Source organism: Amycolatopsis sp. DG1A-15b (assembly GCF_030285645.1).
In the GTDB taxonomy this organism is placed as follows: domain Bacteria; phylum Actinomycetota; class Actinomycetes; order Mycobacteriales; family Pseudonocardiaceae; genus Amycolatopsis.
This window is the reverse complement of record NZ_CP127296.1, coordinates 1,017,800-1,040,386: the sequence shown is the minus strand read 5'-3', so window position 1 is coordinate 1,040,386 and position 22,587 is coordinate 1,017,800. Positions and strand designations below refer to the sequence as shown.

Annotated in this window: 26 protein-coding genes; 18 read left to right on the top strand and 8 right to left on the bottom strand. The window is 73.1% G+C overall.

Annotated features, from left to right (window positions below):
• Positions 1-61 precede the first annotated feature (61 nt).
• From QRY02_RS04970 to QRY02_RS04950, 5 genes are read left to right on the top strand one after another with little or no spacing between them, the layout of a single operon-like run.
• Complete coding sequence (locus tag QRY02_RS04970; RefSeq protein WP_285990305.1) at positions 62-925, top strand: STAS domain-containing protein; 864 nt, start codon at positions 62-64, stop codon at positions 923-925.
• Positions 922-1,314, top strand: a complete 393-nt coding sequence (locus tag QRY02_RS04965; protein ID WP_285990304.1) for an STAS domain-containing protein — start codon at positions 922-924, stop codon at positions 1,312-1,314. The genes QRY02_RS04970 and QRY02_RS04965 overlap by 4 nt, the downstream gene beginning before the upstream one ends.
• Positions 1,304-1,726 carry an ATP-binding protein gene (locus tag QRY02_RS04960; protein ID WP_285990303.1) on the top strand — a complete coding sequence of 141 codons (423 nt, stop codon included), beginning with the start codon at positions 1,304-1,306 and terminating at the stop codon, positions 1,724-1,726. Before QRY02_RS04965 ends, QRY02_RS04960 begins: the two co-directional genes overlap by 11 nt.
• Positions 1,723-2,778 (top strand): SpoIIE family protein phosphatase, encoded by a 1,056-nt coding sequence (locus QRY02_RS04955; protein WP_285990302.1) that lies wholly within the window; start codon positions 1,723-1,725, stop codon positions 2,776-2,778. Before QRY02_RS04960 ends, QRY02_RS04955 begins: the two co-directional genes overlap by 4 nt.
• Positions 2,778-3,968, top strand: a complete 1,191-nt coding sequence (locus QRY02_RS04950) for a PP2C family protein-serine/threonine phosphatase (protein ID WP_285990301.1) — start codon at positions 2,778-2,780, stop codon at positions 3,966-3,968. Before QRY02_RS04955 ends, QRY02_RS04950 begins: the two co-directional genes overlap by 1 nt.
• Positions 3,969-4,006: 38 nt before the next feature.
• On the opposite strand, the gene QRY02_RS04945 is transcribed toward QRY02_RS04950, so the two are convergent.
• Positions 4,007-4,783: a GntR family transcriptional regulator gene (locus QRY02_RS04945; protein WP_285990300.1), complete on the bottom strand. Its 777-nt coding sequence runs from the start codon at positions 4,781-4,783 to the stop codon at positions 4,007-4,009.
• Positions 4,784-4,920: 137 nt separating this feature from the next.
• On the opposite strand from QRY02_RS04945, the gene QRY02_RS04940 reads away from it, so the two are divergent.
• Together QRY02_RS04940 and QRY02_RS04935 are read left to right on the top strand one after the other, a co-directional pair.
• The gene (locus QRY02_RS04940; protein WP_285990299.1) at positions 4,921-5,790 is read left to right on the top strand and encodes a Cgl0159 family (beta/alpha)8-fold protein; all 870 of its coding nucleotides are present in this window, start codon (positions 4,921-4,923) and stop codon (positions 5,788-5,790) included.
• A gap of 41 nt (positions 5,791-5,831) precedes the next feature.
• Positions 5,832-7,316, top strand: a complete 1,485-nt coding sequence (locus QRY02_RS04935) for a CoA-acylating methylmalonate-semialdehyde dehydrogenase (RefSeq protein WP_285990298.1) — start codon at positions 5,832-5,834, stop codon at positions 7,314-7,316.
• Between the two features lie 235 nt (positions 7,317-7,551).
• Here the strand turns inward: QRY02_RS04935 and QRY02_RS04930 are convergent, their stop codons facing one another.
• The gene (locus tag QRY02_RS04930; RefSeq protein ID WP_285990297.1) at positions 7,552-7,848 is read right to left on the bottom strand and encodes a hypothetical protein; all 297 of its coding nucleotides are present in this window, start codon (positions 7,846-7,848) and stop codon (positions 7,552-7,554) included.
• 233 nt (positions 7,849-8,081) lie between these two features.
• On the opposite strand from QRY02_RS04930, the gene QRY02_RS04925 reads away from it, so the two are divergent.
• On the top strand, positions 8,082-8,441 hold the full coding sequence (locus tag QRY02_RS04925; RefSeq protein ID WP_285990296.1) for a hypothetical protein: 360 nt from the start codon (positions 8,082-8,084) through the stop codon (positions 8,439-8,441).
• Here the strand turns inward: QRY02_RS04925 and QRY02_RS04920 are convergent.
• The gene (locus tag QRY02_RS04920) at positions 8,438-9,013 is read right to left on the bottom strand and encodes a TetR/AcrR family transcriptional regulator (protein WP_285990295.1); all 576 of its coding nucleotides are present in this window, start codon (positions 9,011-9,013) and stop codon (positions 8,438-8,440) included. The two genes, QRY02_RS04925 and QRY02_RS04920, sit on opposite strands and share 4 nt — an antisense overlap.
• Positions 9,014-9,208: 195 nt before the next feature.
• Between QRY02_RS04920 and QRY02_RS04915 the strand changes: the two genes are divergently transcribed.
• The 5 genes from QRY02_RS04915 to QRY02_RS04895 all read left to right on the top strand — a co-directional run bounded on the left by QRY02_RS04915 (position 9,209) and on the right by QRY02_RS04895 (position 15,843).
• The gene (locus QRY02_RS04915) at positions 9,209-9,661 is read left to right on the top strand and encodes a (2Fe-2S)-binding protein (protein WP_285990294.1); all 453 of its coding nucleotides are present in this window, start codon (positions 9,209-9,211) and stop codon (positions 9,659-9,661) included.
• A complete protein-coding gene (locus QRY02_RS04910; RefSeq protein WP_285990293.1) occupies positions 9,648-10,610 on the top strand; it encodes an FAD binding domain-containing protein in 963 nt (320 codons plus the stop codon). Before QRY02_RS04915 ends, QRY02_RS04910 begins: the two co-directional genes overlap by 14 nt.
• Positions 10,607-12,781: a xanthine dehydrogenase family protein molybdopterin-binding subunit gene (locus tag QRY02_RS04905; RefSeq protein WP_285990292.1), complete on the top strand. Its 2,175-nt coding sequence runs from the start codon at positions 10,607-10,609 to the stop codon at positions 12,779-12,781. The genes QRY02_RS04910 and QRY02_RS04905 overlap by 4 nt, the downstream gene beginning before the upstream one ends.
• Before the next feature lie 200 nt (positions 12,782-12,981).
• A complete protein-coding gene (locus QRY02_RS04900; protein ID WP_285990291.1) occupies positions 12,982-14,412 on the top strand; it encodes a carboxylesterase/lipase family protein in 1,431 nt (476 codons plus the stop codon).
• Between the two features lie 153 nt (positions 14,413-14,565).
• A complete protein-coding gene (locus QRY02_RS04895) occupies positions 14,566-15,843 on the top strand; it encodes a sensor histidine kinase (protein WP_285990290.1) in 1,278 nt (425 codons plus the stop codon).
• 53 nt (positions 15,844-15,896) lie between these two features.
• Here the strand turns inward: QRY02_RS04895 and QRY02_RS04890 are convergent, their stop codons facing one another.
• Entirely contained in the window at positions 15,897-16,589 is a 693-nt protein-coding gene (locus QRY02_RS04890) for a GNAT family N-acetyltransferase (RefSeq protein WP_285990289.1), read from the bottom strand.
• 66 nt (positions 16,590-16,655) lie between these two features.
• Between QRY02_RS04890 and QRY02_RS04885 the strand changes: the two genes are divergently transcribed.
• Positions 16,656-17,282 carry a hypothetical protein gene (locus QRY02_RS04885; RefSeq protein ID WP_285990288.1) on the top strand — a complete coding sequence of 209 codons (627 nt, stop codon included), beginning with the start codon at positions 16,656-16,658 and terminating at the stop codon, positions 17,280-17,282.
• Here the strand turns inward: QRY02_RS04885 and QRY02_RS04880 are convergent.
• From QRY02_RS04880 to QRY02_RS04865, 4 genes are all read right to left on the bottom strand, one after another.
• On the bottom strand, positions 17,204-17,833 hold the full coding sequence (locus QRY02_RS04880; RefSeq protein ID WP_285990287.1) for a hypothetical protein: 630 nt from the start codon (positions 17,831-17,833) through the stop codon (positions 17,204-17,206). The two genes, QRY02_RS04885 and QRY02_RS04880, sit on opposite strands and share 79 nt — an antisense overlap.
• Before the next feature lie 81 nt (positions 17,834-17,914).
• Complete coding sequence (locus tag QRY02_RS04875; protein ID WP_285990286.1) at positions 17,915-18,322, bottom strand: VOC family protein; 408 nt, start codon at positions 18,320-18,322, stop codon at positions 17,915-17,917.
• 74 nt (positions 18,323-18,396) lie between these two features.
• Positions 18,397-18,951: a PspA-associated protein PspAB gene (gene pspAB, locus QRY02_RS04870; RefSeq protein ID WP_285990285.1), complete on the bottom strand. Its 555-nt coding sequence runs from the start codon at positions 18,949-18,951 to the stop codon at positions 18,397-18,399.
• Between the two features lie 220 nt (positions 18,952-19,171).
• On the bottom strand, positions 19,172-20,110 hold the full coding sequence (locus QRY02_RS04865) for a zinc-dependent alcohol dehydrogenase family protein (protein WP_285990284.1): 939 nt from the start codon (positions 20,108-20,110) through the stop codon (positions 19,172-19,174).
• Between the two features lie 44 nt (positions 20,111-20,154).
• Here QRY02_RS04865 and QRY02_RS04860 point away from each other — a divergent pair, with 44 nt between their 5' ends.
• The 4 genes from QRY02_RS04860 to QRY02_RS04845 all read left to right on the top strand — a co-directional run bounded on the left by QRY02_RS04860 (position 20,155) and on the right by QRY02_RS04845 (position 22,574).
• Positions 20,155-20,478, top strand: coding sequence for an ArsR/SmtB family transcription factor (locus tag QRY02_RS04860; protein WP_285990283.1), 324 nt, complete (start codon positions 20,155-20,157; stop codon positions 20,476-20,478).
• Between the two features lie 71 nt (positions 20,479-20,549).
• Positions 20,550-20,990, top strand: coding sequence for a MarR family winged helix-turn-helix transcriptional regulator (locus QRY02_RS04855; RefSeq protein WP_285990282.1), 441 nt, complete (start codon positions 20,550-20,552; stop codon positions 20,988-20,990).
• Complete coding sequence (locus QRY02_RS04850) at positions 20,987-21,793, top strand: ABC transporter ATP-binding protein (RefSeq protein ID WP_285990281.1); 807 nt, start codon at positions 20,987-20,989, stop codon at positions 21,791-21,793. Before QRY02_RS04855 ends, QRY02_RS04850 begins: the two co-directional genes overlap by 4 nt.
• A complete protein-coding gene (locus QRY02_RS04845) occupies positions 21,753-22,574 on the top strand; it encodes an ABC transporter permease (RefSeq protein WP_285990280.1) in 822 nt (273 codons plus the stop codon). The genes QRY02_RS04850 and QRY02_RS04845 overlap by 41 nt, the downstream gene beginning before the upstream one ends.
• Positions 22,575-22,587 lie beyond the last annotated feature (13 nt).

Genomic DNA, 22,587 nt, shown 5'->3' with positions numbered 1-22,587 from the left:
ATATGGCAATAATCAGGTCGGCGTACAGCAGAGCGCGCCCCGAACACCGGAGGAGAAGTCGGTGCTGGGCACGGACGACAGCCAGGTCCGCACGGTCTTGGCGCGCATGCTGGAGGAAGACCGGGCCACGCTGGCCCGCGACTGGGCCGGGCAGGAGCCGCGCGAAGGCGACCGGAGCGGGCAGGAACTGCGGCGCGAGGCCGTCGAACTGCTGGATGCCCTCCGGGCCGCGCTGGGCGGCACGCTGCCGGTGTCCCGGATCGTCGACCAGGATCCCGCGGTGCGGGACGCACTGACGTCGTTGTCGGAGCGCCGGGCCCGCGCGGGCGCCCAGCCGTCGGCCACCGCCATGGCGATCCTCGCGCTCAAGCGCACCATGCTGAGCGCGATCGAGCGGCACACCGACGACTCCGCCCTGCGCTACCGGGCCGCGCTGCTGGTCAACGAACTGCTCGACAGCGCGGGCGTGCTGACGTTCGAGGTCTACTCCGCCGGTCGCGAGCGGATCATCCGCGAGCAGCACAGCCAGATGCTCGAGCTGTCCACGCCCGTCGTGCGGCTGTGGCGCCACGTCCTCGCGGTGCCGCTGATCGGCACGCTCGACAGCGCCCGGACCCAGGTCGTGATGAACAGCCTCCTGGAGTCGATCCAGGCCAACGAGGCCCGGGTGGCGATCATCGACATCACCGGCGTCCCGACCGTCGACACCGCGGTCGCGCAGCACCTGCTGCAGACCGTCAGCGCCGTCCGGCTGATGGGCGCGGAGTGCGTGATCAGCGGCATCCGGCCGTCGATCGCGCAGACCATCACCCAGCTGGGCATCGACCTCTCGCACATCGTCACCCGCGGCTCGCTGGCCGACGCGCTGGCGACCGCGATGCAGCTGCTCGGCGACAGCGGCCGCCCGGGACCGGTGACCGGGTGAACACCGGCGTGCCGATCCTGCGGCTCGGCGACATCCTGCTCGGCGGGCTGCTGAACGACCTGGACGACAAGACCGCGCTCGCGTTCACCGACGAGCTGACCACGCGGATCGCCAACGAGAGCATCCGCGGCGTCATCATCGACATCTCCCGGCTGGAGATCATCGACTCCTTCGTCGCCCGCGTGCTCATGCAGCTGGCCGCCACCGGGCGGCTGCTCGGCACGCGGATGATCGTGGCGGGGATGCGCCCGGCCGTCGCACTGACCCTGACCGAGCTCGGGCTCCAGCTCACCGGCGTGCGGACCGCCCTCAACGCGGAACAGGCGATGGAACTGCTGGGCTGGCGCCGTCCCGCCGAGTCCGCCGGAGAAGCACCTCATGCTTCCTGACGAGCGGACCATCCCGTCCGGCGAACACCCGGTCCGGGTGGAGGAGGACCTCCTCGCCGCCCGGCACGCCGTGCGGGCGGCCGCGGTCGCCGCCGGGTTCTCGATCGTCGACCAGACGAAGATCGTCACCGCGGCCAGCGAGCTCGTCCGCAACGCCTACATCCACGGCGGGGGCGGCACCATGACCGTCGAGGCCGTGCGGAACCGGGCCGGGCGGCTCGGGCTCCGGCTGCGAGTGCGCGACGAAGGCCCCGGGATCGCCGACGTCGACCAGGCGATGACCGACGGCTTCAGCACCGGCGCGGGGCTCGGGCACGGCCTCGGCGGCACCCGGCGGCTGGTCGACGAATTCGACCTCGACACCGCCCCCGGCCGCGGCACCACCGTCACCGTCGTGCGCTGGAAGCCATGACCACCATCGTTGCCGGCCTGACGCGCCAGATCCGCGTCGAGCACCCCAGCGCCGGGTACGCCGCCGCCCGCGTCGCCCGCGAAACCGCGCACGAGGCCGGGTTGGCGAGCGTGCTCGCCGACCGCGCCGCGGTGGTGGCGGCCGAGCTCGCCGGCAACATCGACAAGCACACCCGCGGCGGCTCGGTGTTCGTGCAGCACTCGCTTTTCGGGGGTCCGGGTGGCGAAGCCCCCGGCCCGGGGCAAAGCCCCGGTTGTCACAGCTCGCTCACCGGGCGCGGCGTCGACGTGCTGGCCGCCGACGACGGCCCCGGCATGGCCGACCTCGACCACTGGCTGCTCGACGGCAACACGACCACCGCCACGATGGGCGCCGGCCTCGGCGCGGTGAAACGGATGGCGGCCGAGTTCCGGATCACGTCCTCGCCCGCGGCCGGGACCCTCGCCGCCGCCCGCCTGCTGGACCCCGCCGTGCCGCCGCCCCGCCGCGCGATCGGGCACTTCCGCCTGCCCCGCGACGGCGAAGAGTACTGCGGTGACGCCGTCGCGCTGGCCGACGTCACCGGCAGCCGGACCGCGGTCGTCGCCGACGGGCTCGGCCACGGCCCCGACGCCGCCGAAGCCGCCGACGCCGCGCTGCGGGTGTTCACCGAGAACCCGGACCGCCCGCTGTCCCACCAGCTGACGAACATGCACCGGGCGCTGCGCACGACCCGCGGCGCGGCGGTCGCGCTCGTGCGGATCGCGCCGCGGCGGCTCGAGTTCTGCGGCGTCGGCAACGTCAGCGGCGCGAGTCTCGGCGACGGGCCGTCCCGGCTGCTGCTCAGCACCCCCGGCATCGTCGGGTTCTCCCTGCCCTCGGCGCCGGTCCGGCACCTGACGCTGGCCGACGACGACGTCGTCGTCCTGCACACCGACGGCGTCGGCACCGGCTGGCGCGTCCCCGGCCGGACCCCGGACCTGCTGCTGCTCGCCGCGGACCTCGCCCACCGGCACCGGAACGCCCGCGACGACGCGGCGATGCTCGCCCTCAGCGCGGACCGGTCCGCCTGATGCGCCCCGACCTGGCCCGGATCCGGCGGCGCCTCCGCACGGCCTGCACCCAGGCCGGCGTGCCCGCCGACGACCGCGGGCGGCTGGTCCTCGCCGTCACCCTGCTGGCCGAGCCCGCCCTCACCGCGGGCGAAACGGTGGACGTGGCGACGGCGGCGTCGGACCGGCGGCTGGCCGTCACCGTGCGGCTCGACCACGCCGTCAGCCAGGGCAGCCGCAACGCCCTGCCGCTGCTGCCCGAGCGCGGCGACGGCCGGACGCTGACCTGGCACCTCACCGCCGGCGGGCCGGCGGCCCCGGCCGACCCCGACGACGACCGGGCGACGCGCGAAGAGATGCTGGCGCTGGTCGCCCGCGCCGACACCCTCGCCCACGAGCAACGGAACCTCAAGCACGAGCTCGCGGAGACCAACAGCGGCGTGCTGGCGATGTACGTCGAGCTCGAACAGCGCGACGAGCAGCTCCGCCGGGCGCACGCGGCCATCTTCCGCGAGCTGGAGGACGCGCTGCGCCCGCGGCCGCCGGCGGTGCCGGGCCTGGAGCTGGCCGTCCACTATTCGCCGACCGACCAGGACTCCCCGACCGGCGGCGATCTGTACGACTGGTTCGTCCTGCCCGACGGCCAGGTCCACGTGACCCTGGTCGACGCGGTCGGCCACGGCGTCACCTCGACCCGGCACGCCCTGACGGTCACGCACGCGATCCGCACGCTCGCCCTGGAGGGCCACCCGTTCCGCGACCTGATCGCGCGTACGTCCCACACCCTGGCGGCGATCGAGCCGGGCCTGATGGCCACCGTGCTGCTGGCCCGCGTGGACCCGGTAACGGGCCGCACCCGGTTCGCCAACGGCGGCCACCCGGAGCCGGTGCTGGTCACGGCGGCCGAGCCGGCGCGGCTGCTGCCCGCCCCGGTGCCCGGCCGCGGGGTCGGCTTCCCCGACCCGGGCAGCCGCGAACTGGTCGACGTGGTCCTGGCCGAGGGCGACACGGTGCTGCTCTACACCGACGGCCTGGTGGAAAGCCGCAAGGACATCGACGAAGGGCAGTCCCGGCTGCTGGCCCTGGCCGAGCGGCTGGGCGCCCGGCCGGCCGCCGGGCTGCCCCGGGAACTGGTGACCCGGATGCACGACGTCGTCCTGCACGCCGACGACACCGTCGTGCTGGCCCTGCGCCGGACCCTCCTGCCGTAGCCGCGGCGCCGCGGCTGGCCACGGCGGCCCGCGCTGTCCTACTGCGGCCCGTTGGTCAGCGAGAGGTTGAAGGAATACCGGGACGCCCGGTACACGTGCCACCCGTACTCGACCACCCGGCCGGCGTCGTCGTACGTCGTGCGCTGCATCGTGAGCAACGCCGCTCCCGGCTCCTCCCGGAGCAGTTCAGCGTCCTCTTCGGTCGCGAGCCGGGCGCCGATGTTCTGCTCGGCCGCGTGCAGCCGCACCCCCGCCGACCGCAGGAGCTGGTAGAGCCCGCGCTCGCGCAGCTCGTCGTCGCCGGGGTCGATGACACCGTCGGGCAGGTAGTTGTTCATCAGGGCGAGCGGCTCGCCATCGGTCGAGCGGAGCCGCTTCAGCCGCCGGACGTGCGCCAGCCCCGGCGCTTCGAGCAGCTCGGCCACCTCGGTGCCCGCCTCTTCGACCCGGTTGACCAGCACCGCCGTCTCCGGCTTGCCGCCCAGGCCGGCGAGGTCGTCGAACAGGCTGCTCAGCCGCAGCGGCCGGGCGACCTTCGTGCGGACGACCTGGGTGCCGACCCCGCGACGCCGCACGAGCAGGCCCTGGTTGACCAGCGTCTGGATCGCCTGGCGGATCGTCGGCCGCGACAGGCGCAGGCGCGCGGCGAGGTCGACCTCGTTGCCCAGCCGCGCCCCCGCGGGCAGCCTGCCGTCCGCGATCGCGGCGTGCAGCTGCCGGGACACCTGGAAGTACAGCGGCTCGGGACTGCCCGGATCCAGGACGATCTCGCGCCCCGCGTCCCAGGCCGGGAAGGTGACGTCCGGCTTGCTCATCCGCGAAGCCTACCGCTTCGGCACCACCTGTTGGGATGACGAGTTGTCCATATGTCTTGACAAAGTCTCCGTCTCGCTGGAATGGTCGACGGCAGGGGCACGAAGGGCGTGTCCGGAGATCAGCGGGGAGCGGACCTGTGACCGACGTGCTGCGGCGCATCGTCGCCCAACGCGTGCACGACCCGGGGGCGATCGCCGAGGCGGCCGCGAACCGCGTCCGGGCCGAATCGCTCTTCAACGACAAGGGCCGCACGATGATCATCGCGGCGGACCATCCCGCCCGCGGGGCGAACGCGGTGGGCGGCCACCCGTCGGCGATGGCCGACCGCGGCGAGCTGCTGGAGCGGCTGTGCCTGGCCTTGGAACGCCCGGGGGTCACCGGCGTCCTGGCGACCGCGGACGTCATCGACGACCTGCTGCTGCTCGGCGTGCTCGACGGCAAGACGGTGATCGGGTCGATGAACCGCACCGGGCTGGCCGGGTCGAGCTTCGAGATCGACGACCGCTTCGCCTGCTACGACGCGGAAGCGATCGAGCGGATGCGCTTCGACGGCGGCAAGACCCTGACCCGGATCTGCCTGGAGGACCCGGCCACGCCCAGCGTCCTGGAGAACACCGCGAAGGCGGTCAACGAGCTGGCCGACCGCAAGCTGATCGCCATGGTCGAGCCGTTCCTGTCGACCTGGGTCGAGGGGCGCGTCAAGAACGACCTCTCCCCCGACGCCGTCATCAAGTCGATCACGATCGCCGCCGGACTCGGCCGCTCCTCGGCCTACACGTGGCTCAAGCTCCCGGTCGTGGCCGACATGGAGCGCGTGCTCGCGTCCTCGACCCTGCCGGTCGTCCTGCTCGGCGGCGAGGTGCAGGACCCGGACGCGGCCTTCGCCGCCTGGCAGCGGGCGCTGACCCAGCCGACGGTGCAGGGCCTGGTCGTCGGCCGGTCGCTGCTCTACCCCCACGACGGCGACGTCGCCAAGGCCGTCGACACCGCGGTGGGCCTGCTGTGAACCCGCCCCACCGCACCGGCGCCACTACCCGGAGGAACCCCGTGAACACCATCGAACACTGGATCAACGGCACCGCGACGCCGGCGGGCTCGACCCGCACGGCGCCGGTCTACGACCCGGCCACCGGACAGCGGCAAGCGTCGGTCCTCCTCGCCGAAGCGTCCGATGTGGACACCGCGGTCACGGCCGCGGTCGCGGCCTTCGAGTCGTGGGGCAACTCCTCGCTGTCCCAGCGCACCAAGGTCATGTTCGCCTTCCGCGAGCTGCTGGTGCGGCACGAAGACGAGCTCGCCCGGATCATCTCCGCCGAACACGGCAAGGTGATCGAGGACGCCCGCGGCGAGATCGTCCGCGGCCGCGAGGTCGTCGAGTACGCCTGCGGCATCGCCGACGCGCTCAAGGGCAGCTTCTCCGACCAGGTCTCCCGTGACGTCGACGTGCACGACTTCCGCCAGCCCCTGGGCGTGGTCGCCGGGATCACGCCGTTCAACTTCCCGATCATGGTGCCGCTGTGGATGCACCCGATCGCCATCGCCACCGGCAACACCTTCGTCCTCAAGCCGAGCGAACGCGACCCGTCGGCGTCGAACTTCGTCGCCCGGCTCTACGCCGAAGCCGGGCTGCCCGATGGCGTCTTCAACGTGGTGCACGGCGACAAGACCGCGGTCGACGCGATCCTCGACCACCCCGGCATCGCGGCGGTGTCCTTCGTCGGCTCGACGCCCATCGCCAAGTACGTCCACGAACGCGGAACCGCGGCCGGCAAGCGCGTCCAAGCCCTCGGCGGTGCGAAGAACCACGCCGTCGTCCTGCCCGACGCCGACCTCGAATACGCCGCCGACCACCTCACCGCCGCCGCGTTCGGCTCGGCCGGCCAGCGGTGCATGGCGATCTCCGTCGGCGTCGCCGTCGGCTCGGCCGGCGACAAGCTGGTGGAGATCCTCGAACGCAAGGCCCACGAGGTGAAGGTCGGCCCCGGCACCGACCCGGCCAGCGACATGGGACCGGTCGTCACCGAGGCCGCCCGCGAGCGCGTGGTGCACTCCGTCGGCCGCGGCGCGGAGCAAGGCGCGAAGGTCGTCGTCGACGGCCGAGACCTGAAAGTCGAGGGCCACGAGGAAGGCTTCTTCGTCGGCCCGTCCCTGCTGGACGGCGTCACCCCCGAAATGGACGCCTACCGCGAGGAGATCTTCGGCCCGGTGCTGGCGATCGTCCGCGCCGAGACGCTCGACGAGGCGATCGCCGTCATCAACGCCAACCCCTACGGCAACGGCACCGCGGTCTTCACCGCGAGCGGCGAAGCGGCGCGCAAGTTCCAGCGCGAGGTGAAGGTCGGCATGATCGGTGTCAACGTGCCGATCCCGGTCCCGATGTCGTACTACTCCTTCGGCGGCTGGAAGGACTCCCTCATCGGCGACAGCCCGATCCACGGCCCCGCGGGCGTCCGCTTCTACACCCGCGCGAAGGTCGTCACCACCCGGTGGCCGCACTCCGAGGCCGCCTTCACCTTCCCCACCTCCAGCTGAGCCCACGCGGTCGTGCGCCGCCGGGTCGTCGCCCACCTCGGGGTGGCTCAAGCCAGGCCGGGCCGGGCATGTCGCGGATGCTTTGCTCGCGGGGGGTGAGCACGAGCAGGATTCGCAGCAGTGTGGTGGCGTGGCGGGTGTTGAGGCGGAGTTTGCCCGAGATCCGCCAGGCTTTGAGGGCGACGAAGCCGCCCTCGATCGCGAGACGCATCGCGGCGAATGCCGCGGTCGCCTGCTACTGAGTCTTGGTCACGTGCTGTTTGTGTTTGCCGCTGCAGTTGGCCCGGTTCGCCCGGCGGGTCCGGGTCAGGGTGCCGTCCACAAGCACCACCGCCCCGCCCCGCGCGCCCAGGCAACGCAGGACACGGTCCAGCCGTGCCGCGCGGGTGGCGAGCGGGGCGATGACCTCCGGCACCCAGGGCCGCACCGCCGCGGCCGAGACACCGTGACCACCGCCGAGGTGGGCCAGGCGCGGGTCGTGGCCCAGCACCGCCGGCGCCAGCCCGGCGGGCTTACGCCAGCGGGACCGCAACCGTCCCCGGCGGGCTCAGGCCTCGGTCGGTGGTCGACTCACATCGCGATCTTGCCGAGGCCTTCACTCATGCCGGGGACCCCACGCCGTCCCGCTGCCGCTTCCCGCTGCGGCACCCCGGCGCCGGCGCGACGTCGTCCCCTTGAGGCGGCGGGTGGCGCGGTCCGCCGCAACCGGAACTCTCTTCTCCGTTTTCCGGTACCGTGGCGTCACCCCCGCCGAAGGAGGCCGCCGTGGGATACCGAGGCCCGCTCCCGAAGAACGCCGTCGACCGTTTCAACACCTGCGTGGGCACCCTCCGGGTGTCGCCGCGCTGGGGACCGGTGGTCCGGCGTCACCTCACCCAGATCACCTACACGGGCCGGCGGTCGGGGCGCACCTTCAGCACGCCGGTCGGCTACCGGCGGGCGGGCGAGGTCGTCACCATCGGCGTGCGGATGCCCGACGCGAAGTCGTGGTGGCGCAACTTCACCGGCGACGGCGCCCCGCTCACCCTCGAACTCGACGACACCGGCCGCACCGGCCACGCGGTCGCGCGCCGCGACGCGAAGGGGCGGGTCACCGTGACCGTCCACCTCGACGGCGAAGCCTAGCCGGGCGTCGCGGCCATCCCGTGCCAGAGCAGCCCGGCGAGCTCCGCCGCGTCACGCCGCCAGTCGCCGTTCGGGTCGAGCCACAGCAGGCCGCCCAGGCCGCGCATGACCAGCACCGGGGTCAGGCCCGGCCGGACCGTTCCGGCCGCGACGTTGGCTTCGAGCATCGCCGACACCGCGCCGAGCATGTCCTCGAAGGCGTCGCTCGGCAGCTCGCCCCGGGCCGCCGTCGCGGTCCGCAGCGCGTCGGCCAGCCCCTTCTTCGTCATCATGTAGTGCGCGACGTGGTCGGTCACCCACACGCGGAACGCTTCGTCCGGGGCGTGCTTCTCCAGCAACAGCGGCACGATTTCCACGATGTGCCGGACCTCCCGCCGGTAGACCGCCAGGATCAGCGCCTCCGGGGTCGGGAAGTGCCGGTAGACCGTGCCGACGCCGACTTCGGCCTGTTTGGCGATCGCGTTGAAGGAGACCTCGCCCGTGTCGGCCAGCGACGCCGCCGCTGCGGCGAGGATGCGCTCGTGGTTGCGCCGCGTGTCCGCGCGGCGCGGGCTGACCGATCCGGTCGTCATCGTTCCTCCCGGTGGTCGTGCCGTCCCGCTGAATCTAGCCGAGCGCTGGAGCAACTCCAGCCCACCCGGTTCGTTGCCAAGCGGATTGTAATCCGCTAGCCTCGCGACCGAGTGAAGCGGATGAGTATCCGCTCCCGCCCTTCACCGCCCCACCACACCGTCGGGCAGCCCGCCCGGCTCCGCGGAAAGAGACCAGTGGACATCTCACTCCAAGTCAACGGCACCACCGAACACCTGGACGTCGATCCCGGCGTCACACTCCTGGACGCGCTGCGCGAGCGTCTCGCCGTCACCGGCCCGAAGAAGGGCTGCGACCGCGGGCAGTGCGGCGCCTGCACCGTGCACGTCGGCGGCAAGCCCGTGCTGTCGTGCCTCACCCTCGCCGCCACCGTCAAGCAGCCCGTGACGACCGTCGAAGGACTGTCCACAGAGGACGGGCTGCACCCGGTGCAGCAGGCGTTCGTCGACCAGGACGCCCTGCAGTGCGGGTTCTGCACCGCCGGGCAGATCATGTCGGCGGTCGCCGCCGTCGAGCAGGACGTCGACGACGTGCGGGAGTTCATGTCCGGCAACCTCTGCCGGTGCGCGGCCTACCCGAACATCGTCAAGGCCGTCGAGCAGGCGAGGCGGGCCGATGCGTCCCTTTGAGCTGACCGCACCCACCACCGTCGAGGCGGCGGTCGCCACGCCTGGCACGTACCTCGCCGGCGGGACGACCCTGGTCGACCTCATGAAGCTCGACGTCCTGACGCCGGAGCACGTCCTGGACATCAACGACGTGCCGTTGCGCGGCATCGACACCACCGACGGGCTGCGCTTCGGCGCGCTGGAGCGGATGGGCGACATCGCCGCGCACGCGGGCGTCTACCCGGCGATCTCGCGCGCCCTGCTGCTGAGCGCGTCCCAGCAGCTGCGGAACATGGCCAGCATCGGCGGCAACCTGCTGCAGCGCACGCGCTGCTCGTACTTCCGCGACGTCGCCACGCCGTGCAACAAGCGCGTTCCCGGCAGCGGCTGTTCCGCGATCACCGGCGCGAACCGGATGCACGCGATCCTCGGCACCAGCGAGGCGTGCGTGGCCACGCACGCCAGCGACGTCGCCGTCGCCCTGGTCGCGCTCGACGCCCGCCTGCGGCTCACGGACGCGACCGGCAGCCGCGAGGTCGCGCTTCGCGACTTCTACCAGCTGCCCGGCGACACGCCCGCCGTGGAGAACGACCTGCGCCCCGGCGAGCTGATCACCGAGGTGATCGTGCCGCGGCTGGACTGGGCCGCGAACTCCACCTACGTCAAGGTGCGCGACCGGCAGTCCTACGAATTCGCGCTGTGCTCCGCCGCCGTCGCGCTGGACGTCCGGGACGGGGTCGTCGCCGACGCCCGGGTCGCGGCCGGCGGCGTCGGGACGGTGCCGTGGCGGCTGCCGTCCGCCGAAGCGGCCCTGCGGGGCGCCCCGGCGACCGAAGCCGCCTTCGAAGCGGCCGCGGCCGTCGCCGCCGAGGGCGCGCAACCGTTGTCCGAGAACGGGTTCAAGGTGACGCTGCTGCAGCGGACCATCGTCCGGGCCCTGCTCGAACTGACCGAGGGGAACTCCCGATGATCACCCGGCTGGACGCGCCGCTGAAGGTCACCGGCGACGCCAAGTACGGCGCCGACCACACCTTCCCCGGCATGGTCTACGGCTACGTCCTGCTCAGCACCATCGCCCACGGCGAGATCGAGGCCGTGGACGCCAGCGCGGCCAAGAGCGCACCCGGCGTGCTCGAGGTGTACACGCCGTTCGACCCGCTGGCGCTGCGCACGCCGAGCCTGCCGGTCTTCGGCGACACGTGGGTGCCGCTGCAGGACAAGGAAGTCACCTACTACGGCCAGCCGATCGGTTTCGTGGTCGCGGAGACGTTCGAGCAGGCCCGGGACGCGGCGGCCCTCGTCGAGGTCGCCTACCGCGAGCGGCCCGCCCGGACCTCGCTCGCCGAAGGCCTCGACACGGCCGAGCTGGCGCCACCGGCCATGGACGGCGCTCCCCCGGAAATCGAGGTGCTCGAAGACGGCGTCGACTCCATCGAAGCCGCCCTGGCCGCGAGCCCGGTGGTCGTCGAGGCGACCTACACGACCGCGACGCAGAACCACGCCGCGATGGAGCCGCACTCCGCGGTCGCGGTGTGGGACGACGGCGAGCTGACCGTCTACAGCGGGAACCAGGCGTCCCACATGCAGGCGACCGAACTGGCCATCGCGCTCGACCTGGCGCCGGAAGCCGTCCACGCGCTCAACCCGTTCGTCGGCGGGGCGTTCGGCGGCAAGGGGCGGACGTCCACGCCGGCGTTCCTGGCCGCGGCCGCCGCCCGCAGCCTCGGACGGCCGGTGAAGGCCGCGCTCACCCGCGAACAGGTCTTCACCGCCACCGCCGGCCGGGCCGCGACGGTCCAGAAGCTCGCGATCGGCGCCGAGCCGGACGGCACCCTGGTCGCCCTGCGCCACGACTCGTGGTGCCACACCGACACCGCCCGGTCGTTCGTCGAACCGACGTCGCACGGCACCTCGCGCGAGTGGTACGCGACGAAGAACCTGTCCATCACCCAGAGGATCGTGCCGCTGAACGTCCCGCCGACGACGTTCATGCGAGCTCCCGGCGAGGCACCCGGGTCGTTCGCGCTGGAGAGCGCGCTCGACGAGCTCGCCGTGAAGCTGGGCATGGACCCGATCGAGCTGCGCGTCCGCAACAACTCGACCGCCCCGCCCGGCCACGACCTGCAGTGGTCGAGCAAGCACCTCGACGAGTGCTTCCGCATCGGCGCGGACCGCTTCGGCTGGGCGCACCGCCCGGCGGGCACGCGCACCGACGGCGACTGGCTCGTCGGCATGGGCGTCGCCACCGCGGTGTTCCCCGCCCTGCGGTTCCCGGCCACCGTCGGCATCACGCTGCGGGCGGACGACACGGCCGTCGTCGCGACCAGCGGCGCGGACCCCGGCACCGGCCTGCTGACCGTGCTCTCCCTGGTGGGGGCCGAATCGCTGGACATCCCGGCGGACCGGATCACCCCGCGCCTCGGCGACTCGGCCCTCCCGCCGGGCGGCATGTCCGGCGGCTCGACGGCGACGGCGAGCGCCGGCACGGCGATCATGCTCGCCGCCACCAAGGCGATCGACGAACTGACCGCGCTCGCCGCCGACCCCGGCGCGCCGTTCGCCGGGCGCCAGGTCACCTACGCCGACGGCCGCGTCTTCGCCGACGGCGAGTCGATGACCTTCGGCGAGCTGCTGCGGGCCGTGGGTCGCGAAACGCTCGAGGTGACCGGCACGTCGGCGCCCGGCGAGGAGCTGACCAAGCACTCCTTCGCCTCGTGGGGCGCCCAGTTCTGCGAGGTCCGGGTGCACAAGTGGACGCGCGAGGCGCGGGTGTCCCGGCTGCTCGGGGTGTTCGACGCGGGCCGGATCATCAACGACAAGGCGGCCCGCAGCCAGCTCATGGGCGGCATGATCTGGGGCGTCTCGGCCGCGCTGCACGAGGGCCTGGAGATCGAGGCCAACGGCCGGCTCGCCAACGGCGACTTCGCGAGCTACCTGCTGCCGGTCAACGCCGACATCCCGGAGGTCGAGGTCCAGTTCGTCGAGTACCCCGACACCCTGCACAACGCGGTCGGTGCGCGGGGACTCGGCGAGATCGGCACGGTCGGCATGGCGGCGGCGATCGCCAACGCCGTGTACAACGCCACCGGCACCCGGGTCCGGCACATCCCGATCACCATCGAGGACCTCCTCGAAGGCTGACGTCGCGGGCAGGGCGTCCCCGGACGCCCTGCCCGTGCCGCAACAGGAATTCACGGTGTCGCCGGGCGCTTGGCCAATCCGGTCCCGGCGCCGTTATCCATCCGCGACAACCTCGGAGACGGAACGCCCATGACGGCGGCCCGTCCGCGGTCCTAGGCTGACGGGCGCTTCCCCCGACAGTCCACGAAGGGACCCCCCGCATGACCGACCCCGTCGTCCCCACCACGTCCGGCGCGGTCCGCGGTCAGGTCACCCCCGCCGGCGTGGTGCTCTTCCGCGGCATTCCCTACGCCGCCGCGCCCGACGGCGAGCTGCGCTTCGCCGAACCCGTTCCCGCGCCACCGTGGGAGGGCGTCCGCGACACGCGGAGACCGGGGCCGACGGCGCCGCAACGCCGTCACGACGTGCCCGGCCTCGACCTGACCCCGCTCACCGGCACCGGCTGGCGCCCGGGGCCGGAGTACCTGACGGTCGACGTCTGGACGCCGCAGCCGGGCGCGGCCTCGCTGCCGGTGCTGGTGTTCGTGCACGGCGGCGCGTTCCTCGGCGGCGCCGGGTCCGCCGCGGTCCACGACGGCACGGCGTTCGCCCGCGCCGGCGCGGTGCTGGTGACGGTGCAGTACCGCCTCGGCATCGACGGGTTCCTCCCCCTCGACGGCGGGGCGACCAACCTCGGCCTGCGCGACCAGCTCGCGGCCCTGCACTGGGTGCAGGAGAACATCGCCGCTTTCGGCGGCGACCCCGCCAACGTCACCCTCTTCGGCGCGGCGTCGGGCGCCGTCAGCGTCGCCTGCCTGCTCGGCTCGCCGCTGTCGGCCGGGCTCTTCCACCGCGCGATCGTCCAAAGCGGACACCCGGACATGGTCCGCGACGGCGTCCAGGCCCGGCGGCTGGCCAAGGTGGTCGCCGACGAGCTGAAGGCGGAACCGACGGCGGAGGCGTTCCGCAAGGTGTCGACCGAGCAGCTGCTCGACGCCCAGGACGCGGTCCTCCGCCCGGGCGGCGCGCCCGACCTGCGCGACGCGCTGGGGTACGACCGCGGCTACGGCCTGAGCCCGTTCCTCCCGGTGGTCGGCGACGACGTCCTGCCCCAGCACCCGGCCAAGGCGATCAAGGCGGGCGCGGGCCGCGACGTCGACCTGCTCGTCGGCAGCTGCAGCGAAGAGATGCGGCTCTACCTGGTGCCGACGGGCGCCCTCGAAGCGGTCACCGACGACCAGGCGGTGGCCTCTCTGGCGGTCTCGCACCCGGACCCGGCGGGCGTGCTGTACGCGTACGGCCTCGGTTCGGGCCGCACGGCGGGCGAGGTCCTGGTCGAAGCCTTGACGGATCTGGTCTTCCGCGACGGCGTGCGCGACCTGGCCGAGCACCACACCGGCCGGACGTTCCGGTACGAGTTCGAGTGGGGCTCGCCGCTGCTTGAAGGCAGGCTGGGTGCGTGCCACGGGCTGGAGCTGCCGTTCGTGTTCGGCGCGCTGGACACGCTCTCGGGGCCGCGAGGCCTGCTCGGCGAGAACCCCCCGCACGAGCTGGCGACCGAGCTGAACGGCGCCTGGTACCGCTTCGCCACGACGGGTTCGCCGGGCTGGGCCGAGTACACGGGCGAGGACACGATGTTCCACGCGTACTGACCGCGGCGACCCCGCACGCCGGCTCGGCCACAGATCACGAACCGGTCGAGGGCTTTGCTCCACCGGGCTGGCTCCGGGCCGGGACGGTTGACTATCCCCTTGCTCCGCTGCCACGCTCAGGCGCCCGGACGGCCGGATGAATGGGGACCACCGATGTCCGAGGCGGGCTCTGCCGCACCGCCACGCTCCTTCGTCCGCACGCTGCTGCGCAGCGGCACCCCTGCGGACCCCACCGAGCCCGTCACCGACAGCAGCGACCTCACCGCCGTCGGGGACGCGACGCTCGCCCGCGCCTCGCGCTACTGGGTTGCCGTGCCGCTGGCCTACCGGGCCGCCGCGTTCGTCAAGGTGTTCATCGGGTTCACCGCCGCGAACGGCGTGCTCGGGCTCGGGCCGGTGCTGGGCGCCACCGTCTTCGCCGTCGCGGCCAACACCGCCGCCGTCATCTGGGTGCTGCGTTCGGGCGGCCTGCGGGCCCGCCTCACCGGGCGCGCCCTCGGTCTGGACCTTTCCCTCGGTGTCGCCCTCAACCTCGTGGTCGCCATGACGGCCCCGGCCGCGGTGCAGCCGTTCGCCGTCGACGTCTCCTGGACCTGGCTGGTCGGCTCGGTCGCCATGTGGGCCGGCACGTCCGGCCTGCCCGCGGCGCTGTGGCTGTTCGCGGCGGCCGTCCCGTTCCGGGCCGCGCTGACGCTCGCCGGCGGCCTGCCGTTGAGCGACCAGCTGGCCCTCACCCGGTCGATCGGCTGCCTGGTGGCGCTCGCGGTGGCGATCGTCCTCGCGGTGGCGATCCTCATCCTGCTCGGCGTCGGCACGCGGTTCGCGGTGGACATCGGGCTGCGGCGCGGGCGCGAGGCCGAGCGCCGCCGGACGCGGCGCATCATGCACGACAGCGTGCTGCAAACCCTCGAAGCGCTGGCCATTTCGGCGCCGGGCGACGACGCCCAAGCCGTCTCGCGACTGTCGGAGCTGCGGTCGGTCGCCAAGGCGGAAGCGGCCGAGCTCCGCCGCCGGATCACCGAGCCCGTGCCGACCGGGCTCACGCGCGGGTTCGCGGTCGAACTCGCCGACGTCGCCACCGAGCTGGCCCGCGACGGCCTGCGCACGCAGCTCGTCGCCGCGGACTTCGCCGACGACCACAAGGTCTCCCAGGACCGGCGCACCGCGTTGTGCGAAGCGGTCCGGGAAGCGTTGCGCAACACGGTGAAGCACTCCGGGACGAAGCAGGTCGTGCTCCGCGTGGAGAAACGCGACGGCGGCATCGCGGTGGTGGCCCGCGACCAGGGCCAGGGCTTCGACGTCGGCGACCGGCCACCGGGCTTCGGCATCAGCCAGTCCATCATGGCCCGGCTGGCCGAGGTCGGCGGACACGGCACCGTGGACTCGCAGCCGGGCCGCGGCACCCGCGTCACGATGTGGGTGCCGGGCTGAGCCACCCGGCAGCGCCGTGCTCGCGCTGCCGGTGATCGTCCGCCCCAGGCCGGCTACCGTGCCCGGACCGCGACCGGCACGCGCACCGCCACGAAGTCCGGCCGGTGGCGCACCGCGAACCCCAGCGAGAGGTAGAGGCGGATCGCCGAGGTGTTCCCCGCGGCCGCGTGCATCATCGGGGTCTCGCCGCGCTCGCGGATGCCCGCCGCCACCGCGAGCACCAGCCGCGTCGCGAGGCCCTGGCCGCGGTACGCCGGGTCCGTGCAGACCGCGCTGATCTCCGTGTGGCCCGGCGGGTGCAGCCGCTCTCCGGCCATCGCGACGAGCGCGCCGCCGCGCCGGATGCCGAGGTAGGTGCCGAGCTCGACGGTCCGCTTCCGGAACGGCCCCGGCCGCGTCCGCTCGACCAGGTCCAGCATCTCCGGCACGTCCGCGGGGCCGAGCCGCACGGCTTCCGGCTCGGGCGCGGCCGCGACGCCCTCGTCGACCAGCTGCACGCCGGGGATCTCGTCGAGCACCGCCCAGCCGGACGGCGGCCGCGCGGCGGTCGCGGCGAGCACGACGGTCGCGCCCGGCCCGGCGAGCTCGGCGACGTCCAGCCAATCCTGCTCGCCCGGGTCGTCGGGCAGGGCCAGGAACGGCGCGACGTCCTCCGGGTAGCGCAGGACACGCCCCCGCCGTTCCGCGAAGCGGGCGTGCGGACCGGTCAGCGACGCCCAGGTCGGGTTGTCGAGCGGAGAAGCCATGGCTCCAGCATGCGGAGGCGGGCCGGGTGACCGCCGCCACTCCCACATCCTGGGTAGGGTGCGCACGTGGGTTCCCAGGTCCCGGTGTGGATTCCGATCGTCGTCGCCCTGCTCGGCCTGGCCGGGGTGATCCTGACCCAACTCCTCTCCGGACGGCGGGAGACGCGGCGCATGGCCGAAGAGACCGCTCGCGAAGAGCGCCGCTGGCAGCGCGAACGCGAGGCCCGCACCCACGAGACCCGTGCCGACGCCTACGCCCAGCTGATGGGCGTCCTCGAAGCGTTCGACGGCGTGCTGTTCCAGGCCCGCTCGATCGTCGAATCGGGCGGCCACCTCGACGAACACCAGCTCACCGAGTTGCGCGAGGTGCGCAGCGAGGCCCAGCACGCGCTGGGGCCCGTCGTGCTGCACGCGCCGGAGGCGGTCCGGCGGCTGGTCAGCGGCGCCACGCTGCCGCGGATGCGGCTGGCCGCGATGCTGCTGGCCCCGGACGACGACCACACCCGGCTGCGGCCCGCCTGGGACGCCGGCCAGCGCGGCTACCGCGTCATGCGCGCTCGGATGCGGGCCGACCTCGGGTTCGACGCGGAACCGGTGGACGAGCTCTACGGTGCTCAGCCGACCGTGGTCAGTTCCTCGTCCGAAAGCACCTCGGACCCGGCCGAGACGACCAGCCGGCCGCCGTCGACCTGATAGCGGTAGTCGCCGTTCACCGCGACGAAGCCACCGCCCTCGGCCTGGGCCGGCAGCATGATGTGGGTGTCGTCGGAGGCGGCCTGCCCCCGGGCCTGGCCGTCGTAGAAGATCCGGCCGTCGGGGGTCCGGCAGATCGTGACGAGGGACTTCGCGGTCTGCGCCACGAGCAGCGCCGTCCCGGTGCCACCGGGCAGGTAGCGCGCGGCGTCCCCCGGGCACGGCTTGTCCGCCGCCGTCGACGTGCTCGTCGAGGGCGTGCCAGGTGGGGTGACGCCGTTCGCGGTGGTGACCACGGTCTTGGTGGTCGGCAGCGCGGGCGTCGTGTACTCCGGGTAGGGCCCCGACGCGGACGGCGGGGGCCGCGAGTGCCCGGCGAACAACAGGACCCCGCCCACCGCGACGCCGGCCACCACCATCAGCGCCAGCAGCACCCACAGTGCCCGCGCGCGAGCCCGGCCCGGCGCCAGGCCAGCGCAGGTGTGGCAGCGCCCGGCGGCGGGCTCGTTGACCGCGCCGCACTGCGCACACGTCCAGGGAAAACCCGCCATCGGGCCTCCTTCGGCCCGGCGCCACGACACGCCGGTCCCTCCATCGTCACCGACGAGGGCACCGGCGGCAACGGCTCGTGGCTAGCCGGCCACGACGTTGACCATCCAGGGGATGCCGAACTTGTCGACGCAGCAGCCGAATTCGTCGCCCCACATCTGCTTTTCGAAGGGAACCGTCACGGTGCCGCCTTCGCTCAGCTTTTCCCAGTAGCCGCGCAGGTCGTCACCGTCGTCCCCGCTGAGGCTCACCGAGATGTTCGTGCCCGGGTTGTGCTCCATCCCGGCCGGGGTGTCCGACGCCATCAGCGTGAAGCCGTTTTCGGCCTCCAGCTGCGCGTGCATGACCTTGTCCGCGTCCGCTCCTTCGGGGGAACCGAATTCCCCGAACGTGTTCAGGGTGAGCGTGCCGCCGAAGACACCCTTGTAGAACTCCATGGCCTGCCGCGCGTCGTCGCGGAAGCTCAGGTACGGGTTGAGACGAGAAGCCACGGCCATCTCCTTCGATCGGACGAGAGCAGCATCCTCGCAGAATGCCCGGGCCGCGCCAATCAACGGATTTTCAGTCAGAGCACGAAGCGCCGCCGGGCGACGGGCTCCAGCGGCAGAGCGCCGTGCAACGCGGCCCGGGCGCGCAGCTCCAGCGCCCGGTCCAGCGGCCGGGCCCCCGGCGCCGCGGTGTGGAACGTGCCGCGGTCGAACAGGTACACCAGGGCGAGCTTCCCTTCGCGGCGTCCGGCCGGCTCGGCGAACTCGACGGTCGCGAACCGCAGCGAGCCGCCGTAACCCGCCCGGGCCAGCCGGTCCGCGACGTCGACCAGGTCACCGGTCAGCACGCGCAGGTCGCGGTCGCGGCGCCAGCACCGGACCGTCGAACGGCCCTGGAGGTCCTGCGTCACCAGCGGGTGCACCGGCAGCCGCGCCGACGTCGCGGCGATCAGCTCCGCCTCGGTCCGCGCCAGCGCGTCCCCGTCCACCTTGAAGTCGACCGTGCCGCCGCCGGTGGGCGCGAGGCCGAGCGCGGCGCGCATCCGCGGGGCGGCCGCGGCGAGGGTGTAGAGGGACTGCAGGTGCGGGCGGGAGGTCCAGCACCGGACGAGCTTGCTGTCCAGCAGGGTCACGACGAACGTTCCTATCCTCATTTCGGAGGCCGCCGGACCGGGCGCACTGGCAATGTCCACTATGGACGTCAGGTGCGGGGACGCGGGACCGGAAAGGACAGCATGCGCTCGCGCGGCCCGTTCCGGACCGGAACTCCGCCGCGACACGGCGAACGGTACCGGCCCGCCGCCGAACGGTCACTCCGGGTGAGTTCCACCGATCAGCGGTATTCCTCTCGCCTCACGCGGTGGCGATCACCACCTTGCCGAAGTTCTCCCGGCTCGCGAACCGCTCGAAAGCCGCTCCGGCGTCCTCGAACGAGTGAACGCTGTCGATGACCGGCTCGAGGGGCCGCACGTCGAGCCACCGGAGCAGGTCTTCGGTGTCCTCGCGGCTGCCGACCCAGATCTTCCGCACGGTCGCCCCGCTGCGGAAGAGGTCCATGAAGTCGACCGGAGGCCCACTGCGGCCGACGAACCCGACGAGCGCGATCTCGGCGTGGTGCGTCCCGGCCGCGACCAGTGACTGCGCGAACGTGCCCGGGCCGCCGACCTCGACGATCCGGTCCGCACCCCGCCCGCCGGTGGCGTCGAGCACCGCCTTGCCCCATTCCGGCGTGGCCACGTAGTCGATCACCGTGTCCGCGCCGAGCCCGGCCAGCTTGGCCGCCTTGTCCGCACTCGACGTCGTCGCGACGACCCGCGCCCCGCGCGCCTTCGCCAGTTGCACGGCGAACAGGGAGACGCCGCCGGTGCCGAGGGTCAGCACGACGTCGCCCGGGCGCACACCGTCGAGTGACCTCCACGCCGTGACCGCGGCACACGGCAACGTCGCGCCCTGCGCGAAGGTCAGCGAATCCGGCAGTGCGACGAGCGCGTGCTCCGGGACGGCGCGGTATTCGGCGAGCCAGCCGTCCCGGCCGTTGCCGTACCCGATCAGGGTGGCCGGCATCCGCCCGGCGATCCAGTCCGGGTGGAAGGCGTTGATCACCCGGTCTCCCCCGGCGAAGCGCGTGACCTCCTCCCCCACCGCCACGACCTCGCCGGCGGCGTCCGACACCGGGATCAGGTCCTCGGCGCCGGTGGCGATGTGGTCGCCGTTCAGGATGAGCAGATCTCGGTAGTTCAGCGACACGGCCCGCACCCGGACGAGCACCTCGCCGCGCCGCGGCTCGGGCATCGGCACAGCGCCGCGCGTCCGGGCAACCGGGGATACTGGGGAACATGGCCAGCCGCACCGCGACCCCCCTGGACCACCCGGCCCTCGAGGACGTCTCCTTCAGTGCGGCCTTGGAAGCCCTGCGCGACCCGCACCGGCTGGCCATGGTCGCCGCCCTCGCCCGGGAACCCGGCCGGCCGTGCGGCGCGATCATGCCACCGGTCAGCAAGCCCGCCGCGTCCCGGCACTTCAAAATCCTCCGCGCGGCCGGGCTGCTCCGGCAGTGGGACTGCGGAACGCAACGGCTGAACGCGCTGCGCCGCGAGGAGTTCGACACCCGCTTCCCCGGCTTGCTCGACCTGGCCCTCGCCGAAGCCGCGCGCGGCTGATTCGCCGCATTCCTCGCCAACCAGACATTTAGCGTTGCTAATAGATCTGGGTCAGAGCTACCGTCGGGAGCGTGACCGAACTCGCCGACCGGCTGCTGGGAGCCGTCCAGGGGATCCGCCGGGTGGTGCGCCGCCGGGTGCGCGCCGACGTGCCGGGCATGCCGCTGCCGGGCGCCCAGGCCGAGCTCCTGCGCGTGGTGGCCGACCACCCCGGCATCGGCGTCGCCGCGGCCGCACGCGAACTGCACCTGGCGAACAACTCGGTCAGCACGCTGGTGAACCAGCTCGCCGACGCCGGCCTGCTGCGCCGCGAAGCCGATCCCGCCGACCGGCGCGCGGCCCGGCTGGAGGTCACCGCCGCGGCCGCCGACCGGATGGCGGCCTGGCGCCGCGCCCGCACCGGGCTCGTCGCCGACGCCCTCGCGAAACTGTCCGAAGAGGACACCGCGGCGATCGGGCAGGCGTTGCCGGCACTGGAGAGACTCATGGGCATCCTGAAGGAGCAGCCATGACCGAACCCGCGGCGGTGCGCTGCACCGGCCTGAGTCACTCGTTCGGCGCGACTCGCGCGGTCGACGGCGTCGACCTCGAAATCCACCCGGGTGAGGTGTTCGGCCTGCTCGGCCCGAACGGCGCCGGCAAGACGACCACCCTCCGGATGATCACCACGCTGCTGCCGGCCACCCCGGACCGCATCACGGTCTTCGGCGTCGACGTCGCGCGCCGCCGGATGGCCGTGCGACGGCTGATCGGCTACGTCCCGCAACAGCTGTCCGCCGACAGCGCGCTGACCGGCCGCGAGAACGTCGCCCTCTTCGCGCGGCTCTTCGACGTGCCCCGCCGCGGGCGGGCCGAGCAGGTGCGGCTCGCCCTGGACCTGGTCGGGCTGGCGGGCGACGCCGACCGCACGGCCAAGACGTACTCCGGCGGCATGATCCGCCGGCTCGAGCTCGCCCAGGCCCTGGTGAGCTCGCCGCGGCTGCTCATCCTCGACGAGCCGACGATCGGGCTCGACCCGGTCGCGCGGTCATCGGTGTGGGACCGCATCGCCTCCATCCGCGAGGCGACCGGCATGACGGTGCTCGTCACCACGCACTACATGGACGAGGCCGAGCAGTACTGCGACCGCGTCGCCCTGATGGACGCCGGCCGGATCCGCGCGCTGGGCACACCCGCCGAGCTGGAGGCCGACCTCGGCCCGGAGGCCACTTTGGACGATGTGTTCCGGGCGGTGACCGGGAACCGGATCGACCACGAAGAAGGAGGGATCCGCGGTGTCCGTGCCACTCGCCGTACCGCCCGCCGCCTCGGCTGACCCCGGCCCGTTGCGCCGGCTGCGCGTGCTCGGCGCCCGCGTCGGCGCGATGTGCCTGGTGGAGCTGCAGAAACTGCGTCGCGATCAGACCGAACTGCTCACCAGGGCGATCCAGCCCGCGCTGTGGCTGCTGATCTTCGGGGAGACGTTCACCCGGCTGCGCGCGATCCCGACCGGCTCGACGCCGTACCTCGACTTCCTGGCACCGGGCATCCTGGCCCAGTCGGCGCTGTTCATCGCGATCTTCTACGGCATCCAGATCATCTGGGAGCGGGACGCGGGCGTGCTCGCCAAGCTCCTGGTCACCCCGACCCCGCGCGCGGCGCTCGTCGCGGGCAAGGCCTTCGCCGCCGGGGTCCGCGCGCTCGTCCAGGCGCTGATGGTGCTGATCCTGGCGGCGATCCTCGGCGTCGGGCTGACCGCGAACCCGCTGAAGCTGCTCGCGATGGCCGTCGTCCTCGTGCTCGGTTCGGCGTTCTTCTGCTGCCTGTCCATCGTGATCGCCGGGATCGTGCTCTCGCGGGAACGGCTGATGGGCATCGGGCAGGCGATCACGATGCCGCTGTTCTTCGGCTCGAACGCGCTGTACCCGGTGGACCTGATGCCCTCGTGGCTGAAGGTGCTCAGCCACGTCAACCCGCTGAGCTACCAGGTCGACGCGCTGCGCGGCCTGCTCATCGGGACCCCCGCCCACCTCGGGACCGACTTCGCCGTGCTGGCGGTGGCGACGGCGGCGGCCGTTTCGGTCGCCTCGGCACTGCTCGGCAGGTTGGCCCGGTGAGGCACTTGTCTCA

Bases quoted from the DNA above. Each gene is read 5' to 3' on its own strand.
- QRY02_RS04960 (WP_285990303.1), top strand. From the start codon at position 1,304: ATGCTTCCTGACGAGCGGACCATCCCGTCCGGCGAACACCCGGTCCGG.
- QRY02_RS04955 (WP_285990302.1), top strand. From the start codon at position 1,723: ATGACCACCATCGTTGCCGGCCTGACGCGCCAGATCCGCGTCGAGCAC.
- QRY02_RS04950 (WP_285990301.1), top strand. From the start codon at position 2,778: ATGCGCCCCGACCTGGCCCGGATCCGGCGGCGCCTCCGCACGGCCTGC.
- QRY02_RS04945 (WP_285990300.1), bottom strand. From the start codon at position 4,783: ATGAGCAAGCCGGACGTCACCTTCCCGGCCTGGGACGCGGGGCGCGAG.
- QRY02_RS04920 (WP_285990295.1), bottom strand. From the start codon at position 9,013: ATGACGACCGGATCGGTCAGCCCGCGCCGCGCGGACACGCGGCGCAAC.
- QRY02_RS04910 (WP_285990293.1), top strand. From the start codon at position 9,648: ATGCGTCCCTTTGAGCTGACCGCACCCACCACCGTCGAGGCGGCGGTC.
- QRY02_RS04905 (WP_285990292.1), top strand. From the start codon at position 10,607: ATGATCACCCGGCTGGACGCGCCGCTGAAGGTCACCGGCGACGCCAAG.
- QRY02_RS04900 (WP_285990291.1), top strand. From the start codon at position 12,982: ATGACCGACCCCGTCGTCCCCACCACGTCCGGCGCGGTCCGCGGTCAG.
- QRY02_RS04895 (WP_285990290.1), top strand. From the start codon at position 14,566: ATGTCCGAGGCGGGCTCTGCCGCACCGCCACGCTCCTTCGTCCGCACG.
- QRY02_RS04890 (WP_285990289.1), bottom strand. From the start codon at position 16,589: ATGGCTTCTCCGCTCGACAACCCGACCTGGGCGTCGCTGACCGGTCCG.
- QRY02_RS04880 (WP_285990287.1), bottom strand. From the start codon at position 17,833: ATGGCGGGTTTTCCCTGGACGTGTGCGCAGTGCGGCGCGGTCAACGAG.
- QRY02_RS04865 (WP_285990284.1), bottom strand. From the start codon at position 20,110: ATGCCCGAGCCGCGGCGCGGCGAGGTGCTCGTCCGGGTGCGGGCCGTG.
- QRY02_RS04860 (WP_285990283.1), top strand. From the start codon at position 20,155: ATGGCCAGCCGCACCGCGACCCCCCTGGACCACCCGGCCCTCGAGGAC.
- QRY02_RS04850 (WP_285990281.1), top strand. From the start codon at position 20,987: ATGACCGAACCCGCGGCGGTGCGCTGCACCGGCCTGAGTCACTCGTTC.